Annotated in this window: 14 protein-coding genes; 3 read left to right on the top strand and 11 right to left on the bottom strand. The window is 36.0% G+C overall.

Annotation, left to right across the window (positions count from 1 at the left end):
- Positions 1 to 747: 747 nt before the first annotated feature.
- Positions 748 to 1,254 (top strand): hypothetical protein, encoded by a 507-nt coding sequence (locus A8L32_RS06510; protein ID WP_066629230.1) that lies wholly within the window; start codon positions 748 to 750, stop codon positions 1,252 to 1,254.
- Positions 1,255 to 1,332: 78 nt separating this feature from the next.
- On the opposite strand, the gene menB is transcribed toward A8L32_RS06510, so the two are convergent.
- The 5 genes from menB to A8L32_RS06485 form a co-directional block, all read right to left on the bottom strand.
- Positions 1,333 to 2,154: a 1,4-dihydroxy-2-naphthoyl-CoA synthase gene (gene menB / locus A8L32_RS06505; RefSeq protein WP_066629227.1), complete on the bottom strand. Its 822-nt coding sequence runs from the start codon at positions 2,152 to 2,154 to the stop codon at positions 1,333 to 1,335.
- Positions 2,155 to 2,190: 36 nt separating this feature from the next.
- Positions 2,191 to 3,888 carry a 2-succinyl-5-enolpyruvyl-6-hydroxy-3-cyclohexene-1-carboxylic-acid synthase gene (gene menD, locus A8L32_RS06500; RefSeq protein ID WP_066629224.1) on the bottom strand — a complete coding sequence of 566 codons (1,698 nt, stop codon included), beginning with the start codon at positions 3,886 to 3,888 and terminating at the stop codon, positions 2,191 to 2,193.
- The gene (locus tag A8L32_RS06495) at positions 3,889 to 5,004 is read right to left on the bottom strand and encodes a chorismate-binding protein (RefSeq protein WP_066629223.1); all 1,116 of its coding nucleotides are present in this window, start codon (positions 5,002 to 5,004) and stop codon (positions 3,889 to 3,891) included.
- Entirely contained in the window at positions 5,004 to 6,053 is a 1,050-nt protein-coding gene (locus A8L32_RS06490; RefSeq protein ID WP_066629221.1) for a nucleoid-associated protein, read from the bottom strand. The genes A8L32_RS06495 and A8L32_RS06490 overlap by 1 nt, the downstream gene beginning before the upstream one ends.
- 99 nt (positions 6,054 to 6,152) lie before the next feature.
- Complete coding sequence (locus A8L32_RS06485; RefSeq protein WP_075590217.1) at positions 6,153 to 9,122, bottom strand: TolB family protein; 2,970 nt, start codon at positions 9,120 to 9,122, stop codon at positions 6,153 to 6,155.
- 280 nt (positions 9,123 to 9,402) lie between these two features.
- On the opposite strand from A8L32_RS06485, the gene A8L32_RS06480 reads away from it, so the two are divergent.
- Both A8L32_RS06480 and A8L32_RS06475 read left to right on the top strand, forming a co-directional pair.
- Positions 9,403 to 11,091 (top strand): alpha-amylase family protein, encoded by a 1,689-nt coding sequence (locus A8L32_RS06480; protein ID WP_066629217.1) that lies wholly within the window; start codon positions 9,403 to 9,405, stop codon positions 11,089 to 11,091.
- Between the two features lie 132 nt (positions 11,092 to 11,223).
- Positions 11,224 to 11,550, top strand: a complete 327-nt coding sequence (locus A8L32_RS06475; RefSeq protein ID WP_066629215.1) for a hypothetical protein — start codon at positions 11,224 to 11,226, stop codon at positions 11,548 to 11,550.
- 51 nt (positions 11,551 to 11,601) lie between these two features.
- Here A8L32_RS06475 and A8L32_RS06470 read toward each other — a convergent pair whose 3' ends face one another.
- The 6 genes from A8L32_RS06470 to A8L32_RS06445 form a co-directional block, all read right to left on the bottom strand.
- Complete coding sequence (locus tag A8L32_RS06470; protein WP_066629212.1) at positions 11,602 to 12,888, bottom strand: metallophosphoesterase; 1,287 nt, start codon at positions 12,886 to 12,888, stop codon at positions 11,602 to 11,604.
- A 154-nt stretch (positions 12,889 to 13,042) separates the two neighbouring features.
- Entirely contained in the window at positions 13,043 to 13,294 is a 252-nt protein-coding gene (locus A8L32_RS06465; RefSeq protein ID WP_066629209.1) for a hypothetical protein, read from the bottom strand.
- Between the two features lie 259 nt (positions 13,295 to 13,553).
- On the bottom strand, positions 13,554 to 14,723 hold the full coding sequence (locus A8L32_RS06460; protein ID WP_066629341.1) for a DUF4861 family protein: 1,170 nt from the start codon (positions 14,721 to 14,723) through the stop codon (positions 13,554 to 13,556).
- Between the two features lie 10 nt (positions 14,724 to 14,733).
- Positions 14,734 to 15,531 (bottom strand): gluconate 5-dehydrogenase, encoded by a 798-nt coding sequence (locus tag A8L32_RS06455; RefSeq protein ID WP_066629206.1) that lies wholly within the window; start codon positions 15,529 to 15,531, stop codon positions 14,734 to 14,736.
- 136 nt (positions 15,532 to 15,667) lie between these two features.
- On the bottom strand, positions 15,668 to 16,504 hold the full coding sequence (gene kduI / locus A8L32_RS06450) for a 5-dehydro-4-deoxy-D-glucuronate isomerase (RefSeq protein WP_066629200.1): 837 nt from the start codon (positions 16,502 to 16,504) through the stop codon (positions 15,668 to 15,670).
- A 40-nt stretch (positions 16,505 to 16,544) separates the two neighbouring features.
- Entirely contained in the window at positions 16,545 to 17,549 is a 1,005-nt protein-coding gene (locus A8L32_RS06445) for a LacI family DNA-binding transcriptional regulator (RefSeq protein WP_066629197.1), read from the bottom strand.
- Positions 17,550 to 17,611 lie beyond the last annotated feature (62 nt).

Here is a 17,611-nt window from a genome sequence, read left to right as displayed (position 1 = left end):
TCAGTAACAATTCAGTCGTTCTTAGAGCTTAATGATAGCCTTGTTTTTAGGATACAAAACAAGCTTTCTTTTTTTTAACAGGCGGTAAAGATATTAAACTGTAGACATATCTCAAATTAGTATCGCAATACACCCTACACACTTCGATAAACGTTTGACATTGATCGAAGCTCATCTGACAAAAGATAGCTGGCTTAAGGACACACTTAGAAACAAATATGACACACTTAGATGAACTTAGACAAAGATAGATGGACATTTGACACACTTAGATGATTATCCGACAGACTTAGATGGAAATATGACACACATAGATAGGAATCTGACATACTTAGATGAGAAAAGACAAACATAGATGCTTGTTTGACACACTTAGCTGAAAGAGTGATTCAAGTGGATACTTCTCCGTAAATACCAGAAACAAACCCTTTTATCATCAAAACAGATAAATATCATTTAGCCATTTTTCTGCCTACAATATTATCATATAAGCACACCTTATCCAATTCCTTTTTAATTATCTAAAGCAATTTATATCAAAAATAATCTACTTATATCAAGAAATTGTATTATCCCTATCAACATCAGCATACGAACTTCACTGCACTTTCCTCTCTGGGTGTTAGGCGGAGTGGGTTATTAGATATTTGCTTCAATGCCATTATCCTGACCACCCATACACTCATTACTTGTGCAAATAAACAATGTGCTTATATTTGCAGGCTACTAGAATTAATAATTAACTAAATGAATTCAACTATGGATGATCAAATTGCTGAGGAGAAACCTCTTGCCCCTTCAATTACCCTGACCGAAAAAACATTAGAATATTTAAAAAGCGCTGCTGGATGGACTAAATTTTTAGCTATACTGGGTTTTGTGGCTTGCGGTCTAATGGCTTCTGGAGGTTTATTAGCTACAATTGTATTTTCATTTGTTGGCAACGAAATGGACATGATGCCTTTTCCTCCTGTTATATTGGGTCTTTTATATCTTGTACTAGCTGGAGTTTACTTTTTACCAGCCTTTTACATGTATAATTTCTCCTCTAAAACACAGCAGGCTATTACTTTATTTAGTACAGGTCATATGGAGGAAGCCGTTAAAAACATAAAATCATATTTTAAGTTTGTAGGCATATTTGTAATTGTGATGATAAGCCTATACATAGTGGCTATTATAGGTATGATTCTGAGCTTTGCCTTTTTTCAAGATGGAATTATGGAATGGCAACAGCAATCTATTATTCAGTAATAATATTCAACCTAAAACAAACAGGGGCTTGAAAATAAATCCAAGCCCCTGTTGTATATATTCTTATGAGTTTCTTTATTAAGGAAACTTAGGAAACTGCTTAAAGTCAGGATCTCTTTTTTCCAAGAATGCATTTTTACCTTCCTGTGCTTCTTCCATCAGGTAATACATTAAAGTAGCATCCCCGGCCATTTCCATTAACCCATGCTGACCATCTAACTCAGCATTTAATCCGCGCTTAATCATTCGTAAAGCTAATGGGCTACGTTTCATAATAGTTCTACACCACTCTACCGTTGTTGTCTCCAGCTCATCTAATGAAACCACTTTATTTACCATACCCATTTTTTCGGCTTCTTCAGCAGTATATTGCTCACATAAAAACCAAATTTCGCGGGCTTTCTTTTGGCCTACGTGGCGAGCCAAATATGATGATCCAAAACCTGCATCAAAACTACCTACCTTAGGACCTGTTTGTCCAAAGCGGGCATTATCCGAAGCAATCGTTAAATCACAAACTACATGTAAAACATGACCTCCACCAATGGCATATCCGTTTACCATAGCAATTACTGGCTTAGGCAGCGAGCGGATTTTTTTATGCAAATCCAATACATTTAAACGCGGCACGCCATCCTCACCAATGTAACCACCAGTACCTTTTACATTTTGATCTCCACCCGAACAGAAAGCTTTATCACCAATACCCGTTAATACCACCACATTAATATCGGTGCGCTCACGACAAATATCAAAAGCATCCAACATTTCAATGTTAGTCTCTGGTCGGAATGCATTATATACTTCAGGACGGTTGATTGTAACTTTTGCAATACCTTCAAAAAACTCAAATTTAATGTCGGTATATTCTTTTATGGTTTCCCAAGCAAATTTGCTCATAATATAGACTGTTAATTATTAAACTTCTTCATTCAATCAGGATCCTGACTGAAAATTTTTAAAATAATTTCTCAATATCTTACCGTTCTTATCGCCAGGTGTAAATACCTCCAACAAAACGGGTTGTTCATTATTATCCATCATCTTTTGATAGGATGATGCTAACTCCTCAACATTGGAACAAGATAAATAATTTAATCCAAATGCCTTTGCCAAATGCTCCGCTGATTGTGTGTGTTTAGCTTCAAAAAACTCTTCTAACTCAGGTGTTTCTGCTGGGCCTGGTATAAAACGAAAAATTCCGCCACCACCATTATTCATCACTACCACCTTAAAATTAGGCTTCAAATATTTATTCCACAAACCATTGGAGTCGTAAAAAAAAGACAAATCACCAGTGATTAATAAGGTAGAATTATCTGAAGTTTGTGATGCTCCAACTGCCGTACTTAAACTACCGTCTATGCCACTGGTTCCTCTATTGGCATAAGTATTTACCTGAATATCATCCTGAAATAATTGGGCATATCTTACAGGTGTACTATTGGCCAAATGTACATCCGTTCCGTTAGGTATATGACTAAAAATATGTGCCAACGCCTTTAAATCACTCCATTTTATTTCTTCTAAATAGGCCTCGTGTGCTTTTCGGTTTTTATTACATCTTTGCTTCCACTTCTCCTGAAACCTACCTTTTTTATTCTCTATTTTATCCACCATCTGCTGCATAAAATCAAGTGGTTTCATTTTTATCGATAAAGACAAATTCTGGAAAGTATCTATCACATTATCATTTAAGGAAATATGCCAATGATGCTTTGGAGGATTATCCCGCAGCACCTTTTTTATTTGTTTACTGACAATCTGCCCTCCAAAAGTAATCAACAAAGATGGTTTAAATAAAGCCGTTTCATACTCATTTATACTAAACACTTGTCGGTCGATACAATCAATTAATCGCTCTCCTTTTAAGTTAGAGGTCGTTTCGGTCAATACAATGGTATTGGTGTTTTCAGCCAGTTGATTAATCAGTTTATTTAAAGCTGCGTCAGGAGACAACACCCCTGTTAATATCATAACCGATTCCGACTTGTTCCATACCTTTGCCAAATCCGTCAGCTGATTTTCTGATAAAACAGCATCTGGAATCAACTGCTTAAAGGGTTCTTTTTGCATAGCCATAGCCGAAGTACGACCATATAAAGGTTCCCTTAGCGGGATATTAATATGTACAGGCCCTGCTATCGGATAATTTGTTTTTTGAAAGGCTTCGGTAATACTTCTTTCCGCATACCACTGGTCGTCTGGATGATTTATTTTTACCGGTAAATCAATACCCATCCTTATATAATTGGCAAATGCCGAAGATTGGTTTATCGTTTGTCCATCTGCTTGACCTACCCATTCTTGCGGTCTGTCCGCCGTTAAAACCATCAAGGGCACTTCCTGATAATAGGCCTCTGCTACAGCCGGTGCATAATTCAAAGCTGCCGTTCCACTGGTGCATAACACAGCCACAGGGCGCTTTAGCTGTTGTGCCATCCCTAAAGCAAAAAAACCAGCACTACGCTCATCCACAATAGTGTAACATTTAATTTCGGGAACTGCATTAAACGATATAATTAGCGGAGCATTACGCGACCCAGGAGAGACAACCACCTCTTTTAATCCCAGCTTAACGCATTGTTGCACTAATACCTGTACTATCGATTTATCTGATAAATTTTTACTCATTTATTTTAATTCTTTAAGCACGCTTAGCATGGTTTGCGATTTAAGCTCCGTCTCTTGCCATTCCTTCTCCACATCCGAGCCTTCAGTAATTCCACCGCCCAAGTATAAATCAACACCTCCATCCACAAACTTCATGCTTCTAATGTTGACAAATAAACTCATGTCCTGCTTTTGCATTCTGCCCAAAAAGCCGGCATAAAAAGTACGTTGATGCTGTTCTATTTTTTCAATAAGATCCATAGAAGCTTGTTTGGGTAAACCGCAAACTGCTGGGGTTGGATGAAGATCGTTCACAAACTCACCCATTTTATCACTTACATATTGAAGTGGAAAATTATATTGTGTTTTTAAATGGGACATCTTACCTGCCTGAATGGTTTCGGGTCCCTGAACACTTACATCCTCTACGCCATACTTCAGCATTATCTCATTTACAAAATCAGTAACTATCTGCTGCTCTTCTTGCTCCTTGGCATTCCAATTATCTAAACCATTATTTTTTCGCGTACCTGCCAACGACACCGTTGTTCCGTGCTTATCTTCCGCCCTAAACAATAGCTCAGGGCTAGCTCCTGTCCACAAACCAGATTGCGGTGTGTAAATCATGAAGGTATATGCTCGAGGATATGCTTTACTCAGTTTACCATAAAACTCACCTGCATCAGTTCTGCTAACATCAGCAACATGTTTTATTCGGGATAATATGGCTTTAGAAATATCTCTTGACTCTATGGCTGAAAACATGCTACCAAACTGCTCTTTATAAGCAGTATAATCGGCATAAAAAGTTGCCTCTAACTTTTCTTCTTCTATACCCGAAATTGATTTAATTTCTTCAAAAACATCATCAGCTATTTCGGCATTGATAATATAGTCTGCCTTAAAACTAACAGGGTTCTGATTTTTAAGTGAGAAAGGCGCAAACACATAGGCATCCGAATGCAAATGAAACATTTCGTTTATGCTAGTTTCTTGAACAGCACGAGAAACGATCAATGTATTTTCTTCCTGTTGAGGAAGTTTATAAATTGCGAATGGTATTTTCTTCTGAATGCAATATTCAAGAACTTCGGACTGACTAACTTTTTCCACTGTTTTTCCTCTCTGCTCAGGCACTAACTTTCTATTTCGTAATACAGTGTGTAATAATTCAATCCTTTCGTTTGATCGTATCCGCGCTCCACATAATCCTGACGACCGTGAATATAAACATGAAAATTCTTATCTAATTTCAAGATTGACTTGAAAGTACTTTTCTGTCCTTTTACTGCACTTTTAGAAATATCAAACTCTTCCTTTAAAGGAATGCTCGATTCGTTTTGATAACTTTCTTTATAATCTTTAAATGCTTCAATAACTTCTGGCTGCCCAATCACTTCGTGCTCAAAGTTAGCCTCATTAAAGTTATCCTTACTAGTAAAGAAATCCATTGACTTATTCAGCATATCGATTTGGTCGGAACGAGCTACATCGTTATCCTTATTATAAACATCATCCACAAAACCTTTACACATATCCATATAGTTACGCGTAAAATAATAGTTATCTTCACGTGGCTGTAAACCTAAAAAGTCGTCCACCCAAAAACGTGCTTCGTTTCCTTTATTGATGTTATCTAAAGAGCAAATTTTATAACCTTGCTCCCTTTCTGTATTAAAAATTAAACAGCCTTTATCTAGCTTTTTAATGTTAATTCCTTCCTGGGTACCTAATTCAAAGTTTTGCTCTTTCAAATAAACTTTTAAAAAGGTTTCTTTATTCTCCGACTTAAAAATGCCGATGGCATTAACCAACTCGCCATCTACCACCACATTGCTAAACATAGCCATATAAAACTCGCCACCTCTAATTTTTGGATGATTAGAATTTTCATATAACAACTCGGCTACATTAATAGAGGCATCATAAAAGTTTGATGGACTCTCGAACAACATATTAGTGGTGTTGTAAACTGGGTTATTGTTGATATCCTCAGGATGAAAAAAGTTATAATAGGCATCATCTTTAAAGGGTTTGAAAAAATAACTCAACAAAACGTCGGCTACCATTTCATCATCTTGCAGGTGCATAGTATCTTTAGAAAAGCGCATTGGCTCAGCCTCTGCTCTACATCCTACCTGATGTACTACCATTTTATCGATGGTGGCTTGCGAAAAATCAATCATTGTTTATTGTATAGAATTAAACAGCCTACAAATATAATATATAGTAGCAAGTTAAGAATACTTAGCTCAAAGTTTATGAGAATAAAGCTGAATTTATGGTTATTTACCCAATGAGAACCCAGAAATATTAAGACCTAGTAGCAATTCATGTTTGTTTGTATTCAACTCCAACAACCTAGCATATCTATACCCCAGACTGATCGGAAACAGAAATCTAAAGGCATGTAATTCGCCTCGCATTTCAAATCCAGTAGAACTATAATTTCTGTTTACCATTACTTGATCTCCCGTTTGGTAATGAAACGTTTCAGAAGCTCTTGAGAAGTCATAAAACAAGTTGCTCGTAATTCGTTTTAAATACAAAACGCCTGGTAAAGTTAAATCAGGATTCATTAAAGGAAAGATATAATCCCCTTTAAAAGAATATAATTGATCGTTGGTATATGAACTATAACCCCTTGGGAAGGAAAAATAATCTCCCTGTTTGCGGTAAACTATCATATCTCTTGATTCAACAGCATCACCCATTGTTTTATATTGATAATTATTCTCTATTGTAAATGCATGATGCTTTAAGAAACCGGGTACATAAAGCCTTGAATGCACACCAAAAATACCACCAGCATTATAATTCCCCATAGGTGTATGCTGATACATCACTTCTCCTGATAATCCCCAACGATAGGTGACATCGCGCTGCGAACGCCTTAACAAATGATGAAAATACAATGAATACTCCATGGTTTGGTAATTAAAATCTGGTGATGTAAGCATGGTGTCTCCAGTAGCTATTAATTTCTCATCAACTAATGTATAATTAGTTCTTCGCACGCTATAACCATCTCTATTTACAAAACCGTATTTTGCTCCAGGTTGAATTTTCGTATAATACTTGCTCCTTGTTAAATTAATAGGAACATGTACGCTTAAGTTCATTTGTGTTTGGTTTCTTTTGCTATTGGAATAAAAGCTAAAAGTATCTACCTCGTTATGGTATAAATCATCGTCACTATATTGTACCCTATCATTACCATGCTTTACGTCAAATTCTATCACAGGGTAAAATCCTTCATATTTTAAGTTGAAATAGAATTTCTCCAAACTTTTCTGAGAATCTGCATTATAACCAACAGATGTAGTTGCTGTACCTAACAAATTCTGCGAAAGGGCAGAAACTCCAGTTCCTATTTCAGCATCGTTTAAATTCATGGCCACAGGTGCCCAACTATGCACGTTAAACAAGTTCCATTTACTATATTTTTTCACCTCATAATCGGCTACTGAATCAATGGCGTTAAAATCAGGTTTGCCTATTTCTTGTTTCGAAATTTCCTCGTATAGTTTAACCGACCTATTTTCGACAAGGTTTAACTCTTTATTTAGCAAGTCAGCAATGTTCGATTTTACCAACTGAAAACCATCCGAAGTATATCTACTATACACAATTTCGTTTTTATTAAGATGAACTCCCGTAACACCAAAATTGGATTGCGTTAACTGTTTGATTTCACCATTAATCAAACTATAAATTTCCTCAGTACCACTGTAACCAGCCGTAAATAATATTTCATCACCTTCACCCCATTTGGGTATTGATATATCGGCAAAAGACGGAGGCGTAATTTGACTCCACTCCTCTTTATCTACATCCAAAACACTAATACTCTTCCCTTTTCCTGATAAAGCAACAATTACAATTTTATCACCTTCCTTATTCCACGAAGGTGTATATAAATAGTCATTCGCCCCATGTTTGAATTCCTTGGTAACTTCCCCACTTGAACTATCTAAAATAAGTAAGCGATAGTTATTTTTATTATCCACCTCAACTACTGCTATTTTAGAAGCATCAGGACTAATAGCGGGAGAAAAATATCTTGATTTTGATGTCACCTTCTTCTTAATCTTTGTTGAGAGATCATAAGTTTTAATTACAGAATACATTCTGTTATCCCAGCGAGGGTCAGGCTCTAACTCCGACCAACAAATAGTATTATTGGCAAACGTAAATGGTTCTCGATTTCTCGACCCTGGCGTAAAAACAACTTCCTCACCTCCATTGTTATCAACAAAAACAAACTGCTTTATAACTCCCATTCCCGACCGTTCTGCCAAATAACCCGAATCGCCCAAAGCAACAACGTATTTGTAATCTAAATATTCTGATGAAATCTTACTGATTTCTTTAAATTCGTTCTTAGGTGTTTCATCCTGCTTTACCCATTGTTGCTTTAGCTCGTTAAACGTGTTTTTATACAACTTCACTTTATTTAAACCACTATGTTCTTTCTGACCCTGATTAAATGGAGTTATGGCCAAAGGCACCCTACCTGTTTTATATAGAGCTTCCTCCCAAATGTCCTGACCATATTTAGCTCTTGCTCCTGCCACCAGTAGATATCCCATTTCGTAATGATTGGGCACATAGTTTTTATAAGAGCCAAACATGGCTTTTTCGTACGAATAGATGTCCTTATCCATAACTTGTGCCCGCATGCCTTGCTGAAACCATGGTGATCTACCCCGACCGGACTCTGTTAATGCCGTTTCTGCCACCACTGCATCACCTTCTAAAAACCACATAGGAACAAACAAGCCAAGTACACCACCTACGGCCTGTTCTCCAAGTATGTACGATAACATCTTAGTTAAACCATCATTGAGTTTATCTATTTGTACAACATGTCTAAATTCATGAATGGCCAATTGCTGCAACCACTCTTGAGCATACATATCCTGGTTCGGATTATTATATAACTCAATGCGTTTAGGAGCCCACGTTACAAAACCATTTGAATACGCTGTTTCGCTATGAATTAGCACACTGATCTTTTTAGGCTTATGCGTTAAAGAATTACCTCCATATTTATAAACTTCCTCAAGTACCTTGGCAACATATTGCGCCTTAACCTGAAAAGTATCTGCGAAAACAATTTTAAAATTCTCTGTTTCTATTTTATTCCATTTAACACTAGCAGGATCAACTCCTGAGCTATAATACTGAGCCTGTATCAATACACAAAAAAGAGATATACAAACGACAATTATTATTTTTCTTAAATTTATCATTAACGAATCAAATTAAAACGCTTCTTTTAGCTTAGATTAATTAAAATGGCGATAGTTGCCCTGCAAACTGCAAAAATACAATAATTCCGAGTTATTTACCCCTAAGGCACACTACAGCACGAAAAGTAGATATTCCATTTTAATTATCGAATGAAAAAATGATTTAAATATGATATCTAAATCAAATATTTAACCTTACATTTTAATTAAAAATGTATTTTTAGTGCTGTAATAAGAAACTCCGAAATGTGAGTATTACAATTTTAAATGACGAATCGTTATGCAAAAAATAATTATATATCAGGTACTAACCCGGTTATTCGGAAACCTGAATCGCAACAATACAAAAAACGGAACCATAACTGATAATGGGTGTGGCAAAATGAATGATTTCAGCAACCAGGCTTTAAAAGAAATTAAAAACCTGGGTTGTTCGCATATTTGGTACACTGGAATTATTGAACACGCACTTACTACTGACTATACTGCTTTTAATATTGCCAAAGACTACCCCGAAGTGATCAAGGGTAAAGCAGGGTCGCCATATGCCATTAAGGATTATTACGATGTAAATCCTGATTTAGCAGTAGATGTTAATAAACGAATGGCTGAGTTTGAGCAACTACTAGAAAGAAGTCACCAAGAAGACCTGAAAGTAATTATTGACTTTGTTCCTAACCACTTAGCTCGAAATTATATTTCGGATGCTAAACCAGATGGGATTAAGGACTTTGGAGAAGAGGATAACACAAATGTTAACTTTGATAAGAACAATAACTTTTATTACATACCTGGCGAACAATTCGATGGCCCTGTAACTGCTAAAGGCTCTGAACACCTTATTGAAAACCCAGCTAAAGTAACAGGAAACGATTGCCTTAATGCCAAACCTAGCATTAACGACTGGTATGAAACGGTTAAGCTCAATTATGGTTTAGATATTTTTAACCAAAATGAAAAACATTTTAATCCTGTACCAAATACCTGGCAAAAAATGCTGGATATTTTATTGTATTGGTCGGCAAAAGGGGTTGATGGATTTAGGTGTGACATGGCCGAAATGGTTCCTGTGGAGTTTTGGAATTGGGCCATTCAAAAAGTAAAAGAGCAATACCCTAAAATAATATTTATAGCTGAGGTTTATAATCCTGATTTATACCGTCAGTACATTACCTTTGGAGGCTTTGACTTTTTATATGATAAAGTAGGTCTCTACGATACGCTTAAAGATATTATCCAAGGCCACAAACAGCCTTCAGCTATAACCCGTGCATGGGATATATTAAATGGAATTCATCAGCATATGCTTTTCTTTTTAGAGAATCATGATGAGCAAAGAATAGCTTCTCCATTTTTTGCTAACGAAGCACAAAAAGCCATACCTGCCATGGTTGTATCGGGTGCTATTTATTCAAATCCGTTGATGCTCTACTTTGGCCAGGAATTAGGGGAAAAAGGAATGGACAGCGAAGGTTTTAGTGGAGAAGACGGAAGAACGACCATTTTTGATTACTGGGGAGTTTCTCTTTTTCAAGATTGGGTAAATGAGCATAAATTTGACGGAGCCTTACTTTCTGACGAAGCTAAAAACCTTAGAGCTTGGCATCAGAAATTTTTATGCATCCTACAAAATAACGAGGTTTTAAAAGTAGGAAAGCTATATGATATTATGTGGAGTAACGAGGATAATGAAGGTTTTGATTCATCTAAACTTTATGCCTTTTTAAGATACCATAATAACAAAGCTGTATTAGTCATTGTAAACTTCTCAGACGAAAAAATAAAAGGAAGAATTAAAATTCCTGCGCACGCATTCTTCACCATGGGTTTAGAAAGTAAAAAGTATTTTAAAGGAATAGATATTTTAGGTGGGAAAAGTAAAATTAGCTTTCCTCAGGAGGTTGCCATAAGCAATGGTGCAGGCTTTAAAATACAGCCTTATTCAGGTAGAATTTACGAACTGGAATAATTGCATTAATAGTCATTTTCTATTTATATACATTTTAAATTAAAACATAACTCACTGTACTCCTTTTATTTGAACAACAAATACGCTATCTTAAATAGCATATTTATTAATCATTATCTGGAGGAATAATATATGTCGCAAGTTGATATAACTTTAAAAATTACCTTGGACGATTCTGAATTTGTTCAAGTGGGAGAGCACATTTATACAACCTATGAATCGTTAACCCGAGAAGAGCCTACCATACACTTTATTGGCAACAAGTGTTTAAATATTCTTAAACAATTTGAGGGGAGATTAACATTAAAAGTCATTAAAGAATGGCAACTACTTTCCAGAGCACTTGATCAAACTTGCAGTTACAGCAATAGATGGAACGATGAAAAAATAATTGAAGAATTGATTAACGGTGAAGAACATCCCGTTTCGTGGTATGTGCACAATTGTTGCGTAGCATAACCATACTATTTTTCAGATAGCAGCTAAATACCCAATAGCTGCTATTTTTTATTACATAGGCTCGGTACTCACAGGACCTTTACCCAATTGTAAAATAGTAATTTCAGGAGGCATACCAATACGAGCCGGCATTCCTAAAAAGCCCAGTCCACGGTTCACATACATAAATTGATTTTTATGCTGATACAAACCATCCCAACGTTTAAATTTATATTTAGCTGGACTCCATTTAAAACCTTTCCAATCAATACCAAATTGCATTCCGTGCGTATGCCCCGCCAACATTATATCAAAATCAGTTTTATCAGTCACCTCTGCATCCCAATGGTCAGGATCATGCGATAGTAATACTTTAAACGGAAACTTATCTGTTCCTTTCATGGCTTTTTGCAAATCTCCGTATCTAGGAAAAGGATCGTGCCCCCAATTCTCCACTCCAGTTAATGCAATTTCTTGCCCATCAATATCTATAGCAACCGATTGATCTCTTAATAATCTAAAACCAAATTTTTGGTGCGCATCTACAATTCCCTTAAAATTCTTCGCCTTTTCTTCAGGGCTATCCCAATCGGTATAATCGCCATAATCATGGTTTCCTAAAATAGAAAACTTACCATATTTGGCTTTTAACTGGGTAAATACTTTTTCCCATCCCAAGGTTTCTTCAGCAAAATTATTCACTAAATCGCCCGTAAAAAATATAGCATCAGCATTCTCTGCATTAATCAAATCAACAATTCCCTCCAACTTATGAAAATTACTGGCAAACGAACCCAAATGAATATCTGAAATATGAATGATTTTAAACCCATCAAATGCGGAGGGTAAATTCGGAAAATTTAATCTTTGATGACGCGTAAAAAAGTTAAACCGCCCTTTATGCATTCCAAACACTAAGGAAATAATAGGTGCCGTAGCTAATATAATACCAACCTGACTTAAAAATTTATTCCTGCTTATTTTAGGATAGCGAATAGTCGTTTGCTCCTTCGAGTACTTTTTGTTTTTAACCGTTTCTGTAATTCGCGAAACCGCTAAAAAAACAAAGTAGTAAAATAAGAATAGTATTTTAGGAAAATAAATAATTGCAAACGTGATGTTGGCAGACATAAACCAAATATAAAAATTAGGAGATGTTGCCGAACGAATTTGTAACGAAAAGTATAAGTAAGAAAGTATCTCAATAAGCGGAATAACACCTAATAATACAAAAGCAATCCAATTGTACTTCTTACTTTTTAGGTCTTTAAGTTCTCTTTTCCAAACCCATAAACCTAATAAATCTATAATAGCTATAAATACAGCTATAAAAATAAAACCCGATATAGTTATCTTCATATCAACATTAAATTACCCCACATTCATTTCTGTTGTCTATAATCCTGGTCTCCAAAACTCTTGCAATCTTACGCAATTATTGTGGCAATGTTATCTTAATAAAGGTTAAAAGGCGATATTCTAATATTTAGAAGAAGTATTCAATTGGTAAATATTACTGTAGTTTATTCTCTTTTTGAAGTAGGTTAACGGGATCGAAAGAGTGATGTTCACGTTGATAAATACAAACATGGTGTGCATTGATATATTGGTTTCTATCCTGATCAGATAGATTCCGCCACATCTCTACCCTGTCTTTTAAATTCATCTTTCGAATATTTTTAAAAATACAAGTATCCAGCTCCTCTGTTAGTGGACACTCAAACAATAAGCCTGAATAGTCCAATAAACCTTGTTTGTTTTTCATTAAAAAAAGTTGCTCCAAAATCCAAATGACGAAGCTGCACATTTAACTAACCTCCTATGTACTAACTTCGCAACTAATGTATAATGTTTTATCCTTAAAACCAAACAATCTTATGCAAATACTCCAGCGAATTGATATTCTGCTGCATCTTAAGGATAAACCGATGTAATATCAATCCTAATGACAACAAGTAAAAAAGCCCTGAAAGCATGATACTTCCAGAGCTTAATCCTTATTTACAAAAACTATAATGGTACTTTTATTTCACCTCTACTTTTAAAGGCGTGTCAATTTTCTGAGCAAATTCAGAAAGATGACTTTTCCATTCTTCCTGATTAGAAAATTGCTTACTTCCACTCCAAGCAAATCCAGCGTAATACTCCACTTTACCATCAATAACTTTAAGGTTCACTAGCAAGTGGCTCTTATCTTTAACATCCGATATGATTTTTGTATAACCTGCAAAATATTTTGATGAAGCAACAATGGCCGTTCCTAACTCTTCTCCAGCATGCGGTGTCCAATAGCTAGCCCATCCTAAATCTTCATTGGCAGTGATTACACCTATGTTATCATGCAAAGTAATCCCTGCCGTCAAGGTGTCTGTTCCTTCAACCTCAATTACAAACTTGGTAAAGTTACTTCCTAAATCAATCGACAATGTTTTCTTCTCTTGAATAGTAGACTCTCCAGCTTGATAAGGAGCATAATCCAATGCAAATTCTGACTTGATTGGTCCGTTAGAAAGCACATTATAACCAGTATAATTAACATGTGGATATAATTCTCCATTCACCATCACACCAGTACCACCACAACCGCAACTTGGGCCCACATGGTAATTATCTAAACCTTCGCCATGGTCGTTATGGTAATACCCCGGTTTTTCCATATTTCCAGCATACCATTTATCAATAATAGAGTAATCTACCTTCTTCAACCAACAATCTACTCCACCAGAAAGCGTTCCGCCCTTTTTACCTGCTTCAACCAACTGTTGCGCAACAGGACCGTATACACGGAAAGCCACTTTATCATTTTCCCAGGTAAAATCATCCGTACGCTCAGGAACAAAACGAGCGAAGGTTTTAACTTCTGAAGATTCTATCTCAGTTTTTCCTTGCTTAATGGCAAATTCTTTTTTCTCATTTGCCTTAAATGATGATTGAAAAATAATTGCTTCAAAAATTCCATCCGCATCCACATCTAACAACTGACTGCGAATTTCCTTTTTACTGGCTTGATCAATCACAACTATATCCTTAGACGAAGAAGCCAAAGTTCCAAGTGCAACATTAATCGTTTCGCTGTATCTTTCCGCATTTAGCGGATTAGTAACAGAAACAACTAATGCGTTCTGATTATGATTGCAACTACTGAATACAATAGCTGCAATTAATATTGAAAATATCTTTATAAGATTACCCATAATAAGTAGCTTAAATTTCGTTTTCTCCTTTAACGTAACCAAAGTTAGCCAAGATACCACCATCTACATATAAAATGTGACCGTTAACAAAATCAGCCGCTTTAGAAGCTAAAAATAAGGCAGCATTACCAACATCTTCAGGCTCTCCCCAACGGTTTGCAGGTGTACGAGTCATAACTAGATCGTTAAATGGATGACCACCAACACGGATAGGAGCAGTTTGCGCAGTAGCGATATAACCAGGTCCGATTCCGTTGATTTGCAAACCATATTTAGCCCACTCGCAAGTCATATTTTCTGTTAGTAGTTTTAAACCACCTTTAGCAGCTGCATAAGCCGATACATTCTGACGACCATAAACGCTCATCATAGAACACATATTAATGATTTTTCCCTGACGACGCTCAATCATTCCTGGAGCAATACGCTTAGCAACAATTAACGGAGCTACTAAATCTACATCAATCACCTGTTCAAACTCAGCTATTTTCATATCTAAGATAGGAATACGCTTAATGATACCTGCGTTATTTACAAGAATATCGATTGGACCAACTTCTTTTTCTATTTGGCTAATTCCCTTATCAACACCTTCTTCACTACAAACGTTAAAATTGATTGTATATACATCAATGCCATCTTTTGCATATTCTGCCTTACACTCTTCCAATTTTTCATCGTTAATATCATTCACACATAATTTAGCTCCTGCGGCAGCTAAAGCTTTACCACAAGCCATACCAATACCATGTGTTCCACCCGTTACTAGAGCTATTTTTCCTTTTAAATCGAATAATTCGTTAATCATGTTATATTTTTTTACGCATTTTTTCTTGTGAAATAATTATTGTGCAATCGATTGCTCATATCCACAAAAAAAACGCTTATTTATTATTATCAGAAAACTAAGGCGTAAAGTTAATTAGACCTTAAACTATTAAATATTATTTTAGTTGGTCTGGACGACGCATATCCATATCTGTATAATCTAGATTTTCACCTGCCATACCCCAAACAAAAATATAATTAGAAGTTCCTGCAGCACTATGAATACTCCATGAAGGTGAAACAACAGCCTCTTCGTTCTTCATCCAAATATGACGCGTCTCATCAGGGTCTCCCATAAAGTGACAAACTGCTTGTTGCTCTGGCACCTCAAAATAGAAATAAGCTTCCATCCTACGATTATGTGTATGAGTTGGCATTGTATTCCAAACGCTACCTGGCCTTAACTCAGTCATTCCCATCTGAAGCTGACAAGTCTCTACTACTTCTTTTACTAACAACTGGTTAATCTGACGCTCATTAGAAGTCTCTAAACTACCTAATTGTAAAACATTTGCATCGCCTAAAGTAATATGACGCGAAGGACACTCTTTGTGTGCAGGAGATGAATTAATATATAAATGAGCGTGTTTAGATGAGTCTAAAGATTCAAAAACTACATCTTTTACACCGCGCCCTAAATACAAAGCCTCTTTATATTTTAAAGTGTACTCAGTTCCGTCAGCAGTAACTTTTGCATCTCCTCCAACATTTACAATACCCATCTCACGACGCTCCAAAAAGTAATCGGCTTTTAATTCGTCATGCGCCTCTAATTTAATTGGCTTATCTGTAGGTACAGCACCGCCAATAATGTATCTATCATAAAATGAATACACCATGCTAATTTCGCCAGGAATCATCACTTTATCAATTAAAAACTCCTTACGAATACGTGTTGTATCGTAGCTTTTCATGTCCTCTGGATGGACAGCATATCTTATTTCAAAATTCATAACTAATATGTATTAAATATTTATATTATAATAACTTAAATTACTTTTTCCAGGATGAATCTCTAACAATTAGTCGAGTAGGAATCACCTCTTCTTCTTCGTAATGTTTACCTTCTAAATTCTTAATCATAGCTGTTGCTACACGTGTTCCCATTTCAAAGGCATTTTGCTCCACCGTTGATAATGTTGGATGAATTAATTCAGAAAAAGGTTCATTGGCAAAGCCAACCACACCAAACTCTTCAGGAATTTTTAAATTCTTTTCCTTCAGCGCATCCAGCACACCCAAAGCAGAGTAATCGCCTGCGCAAAAAACAGCATCAGGATTAGCCCTTTCCATCACTTGGTTAATAGCCTTGTATCCAGCCTCACGTGTAATAGCATTTTCATAAACCAAAGCATCTTCAATCAACCTTCCGGACTCTTCTATAGCCTTACTATAACCTTTAAATCTTTCATCGTAAGCCTTTAAGGAACGTGCACCACCCAAGTGAGCAATGCGTTGATAACCACTTTTAATTAAATGCTTTGTAGCCAGATATGCTCCTGTAAAATTGTCATTCAACACTTTGGAGCTCTTTATATCCAAATTGACTCTATCAAACTGAACCAAAGGAATTCCTCGATTAATAACCGTTTCTATATGTTGGTAAGTATTGGTTTGAACCGATAATGAAAGAATTATTCCGCCCACATGATTAGCCAAGAGCATATCAATAGCTTTTTTTTCCTTAATAAGATTCTCACCGCTTTGAACAATCACCAAAGTATATCCTGCAGGATTTAAGATCTCCTCAACCCCACTTATTACATTGCTGAAAAAATGACGATTAATACGAGGTACAATCATACCAATAGTATCGCTTTTTCCTTTTCGTAAGGAAGCTGCAATAACGTTTTGCTGATACCCTAACTCCTTCGCTTTCTGCGTTACCAGCTCGCGCGTTTTTACACTAACACGCGTATTTCCTGCTAAAGCTCTCGACACCGTTGAAGGTGTAACATTCAATTCCTTAGCAATATCATTTATGGTAATCCTTTTCATTTCTGATAAATTTCACAACAAAAATACAAACGTTTGCACAAATTCCAACACCTTGCCTCATT

The sequence above is a fragment of the Labilibacter marinus genome (assembly GCF_001659685.2).
GTDB classification, from domain to species: Bacteria; Bacteroidota; Bacteroidia; order Bacteroidales; family Marinilabiliaceae; genus Saccharicrinis; species Saccharicrinis marinus.
This window is presented reverse-complemented; position numbering and strand designations above follow the sequence as displayed.

Excerpts from the sequence above, each read along its gene's own strand:
- A8L32_RS06490 (WP_066629221.1), bottom strand. The coding sequence starts at position 6,053 with ATGATTGATTTTTCGCAAGCCACCATCGATAAAATGGTAGTACATCAG.
- A8L32_RS06470 (WP_066629212.1), bottom strand. The coding sequence starts at position 12,888 with ATGAAGATAACTATATCGGGTTTTATTTTTATAGCTGTATTTATAGCT.
- kduI (WP_066629200.1), bottom strand. The coding sequence starts at position 16,504 with ATGAATTTTGAAATAAGATATGCTGTCCATCCAGAGGACATGAAAAGC.
- A8L32_RS06460 (WP_066629341.1), bottom strand. The coding sequence starts at position 14,723 with ATGGGTAATCTTATAAAGATATTTTCAATATTAATTGCAGCTATTGTA.
- A8L32_RS06485 (WP_075590217.1), bottom strand. The coding sequence starts at position 9,122 with ATGATAAATTTAAGAAAAATAATAATTGTCGTTTGTATATCTCTTTTT.
- A8L32_RS06510 (WP_066629230.1), top strand. The coding sequence starts at position 748 with ATGAATTCAACTATGGATGATCAAATTGCTGAGGAGAAACCTCTTGCC.
- A8L32_RS06465 (WP_066629209.1), bottom strand. The coding sequence starts at position 13,294 with ATGAAAAACAAACAAGGTTTATTGGACTATTCAGGCTTATTGTTTGAG.
- A8L32_RS06480 (WP_066629217.1), top strand. The coding sequence starts at position 9,403 with ATGCAAAAAATAATTATATATCAGGTACTAACCCGGTTATTCGGAAAC.
- menD (WP_066629224.1), bottom strand. The coding sequence starts at position 3,888 with ATGAGTAAAAATTTATCAGATAAATCGATAGTACAGGTATTAGTGCAA.
- A8L32_RS06445 (WP_066629197.1), bottom strand. The coding sequence starts at position 17,549 with ATGAAAAGGATTACCATAAATGATATTGCTAAGGAATTGAATGTTACA.
- menB (WP_066629227.1), bottom strand. The coding sequence starts at position 2,154 with ATGAGCAAATTTGCTTGGGAAACCATAAAAGAATATACCGACATTAAA.
- A8L32_RS06455 (WP_066629206.1), bottom strand. The coding sequence starts at position 15,531 with ATGATTAACGAATTATTCGATTTAAAAGGAAAAATAGCTCTAGTAACG.
- A8L32_RS06475 (WP_066629215.1), top strand. The coding sequence starts at position 11,224 with ATGTCGCAAGTTGATATAACTTTAAAAATTACCTTGGACGATTCTGAA.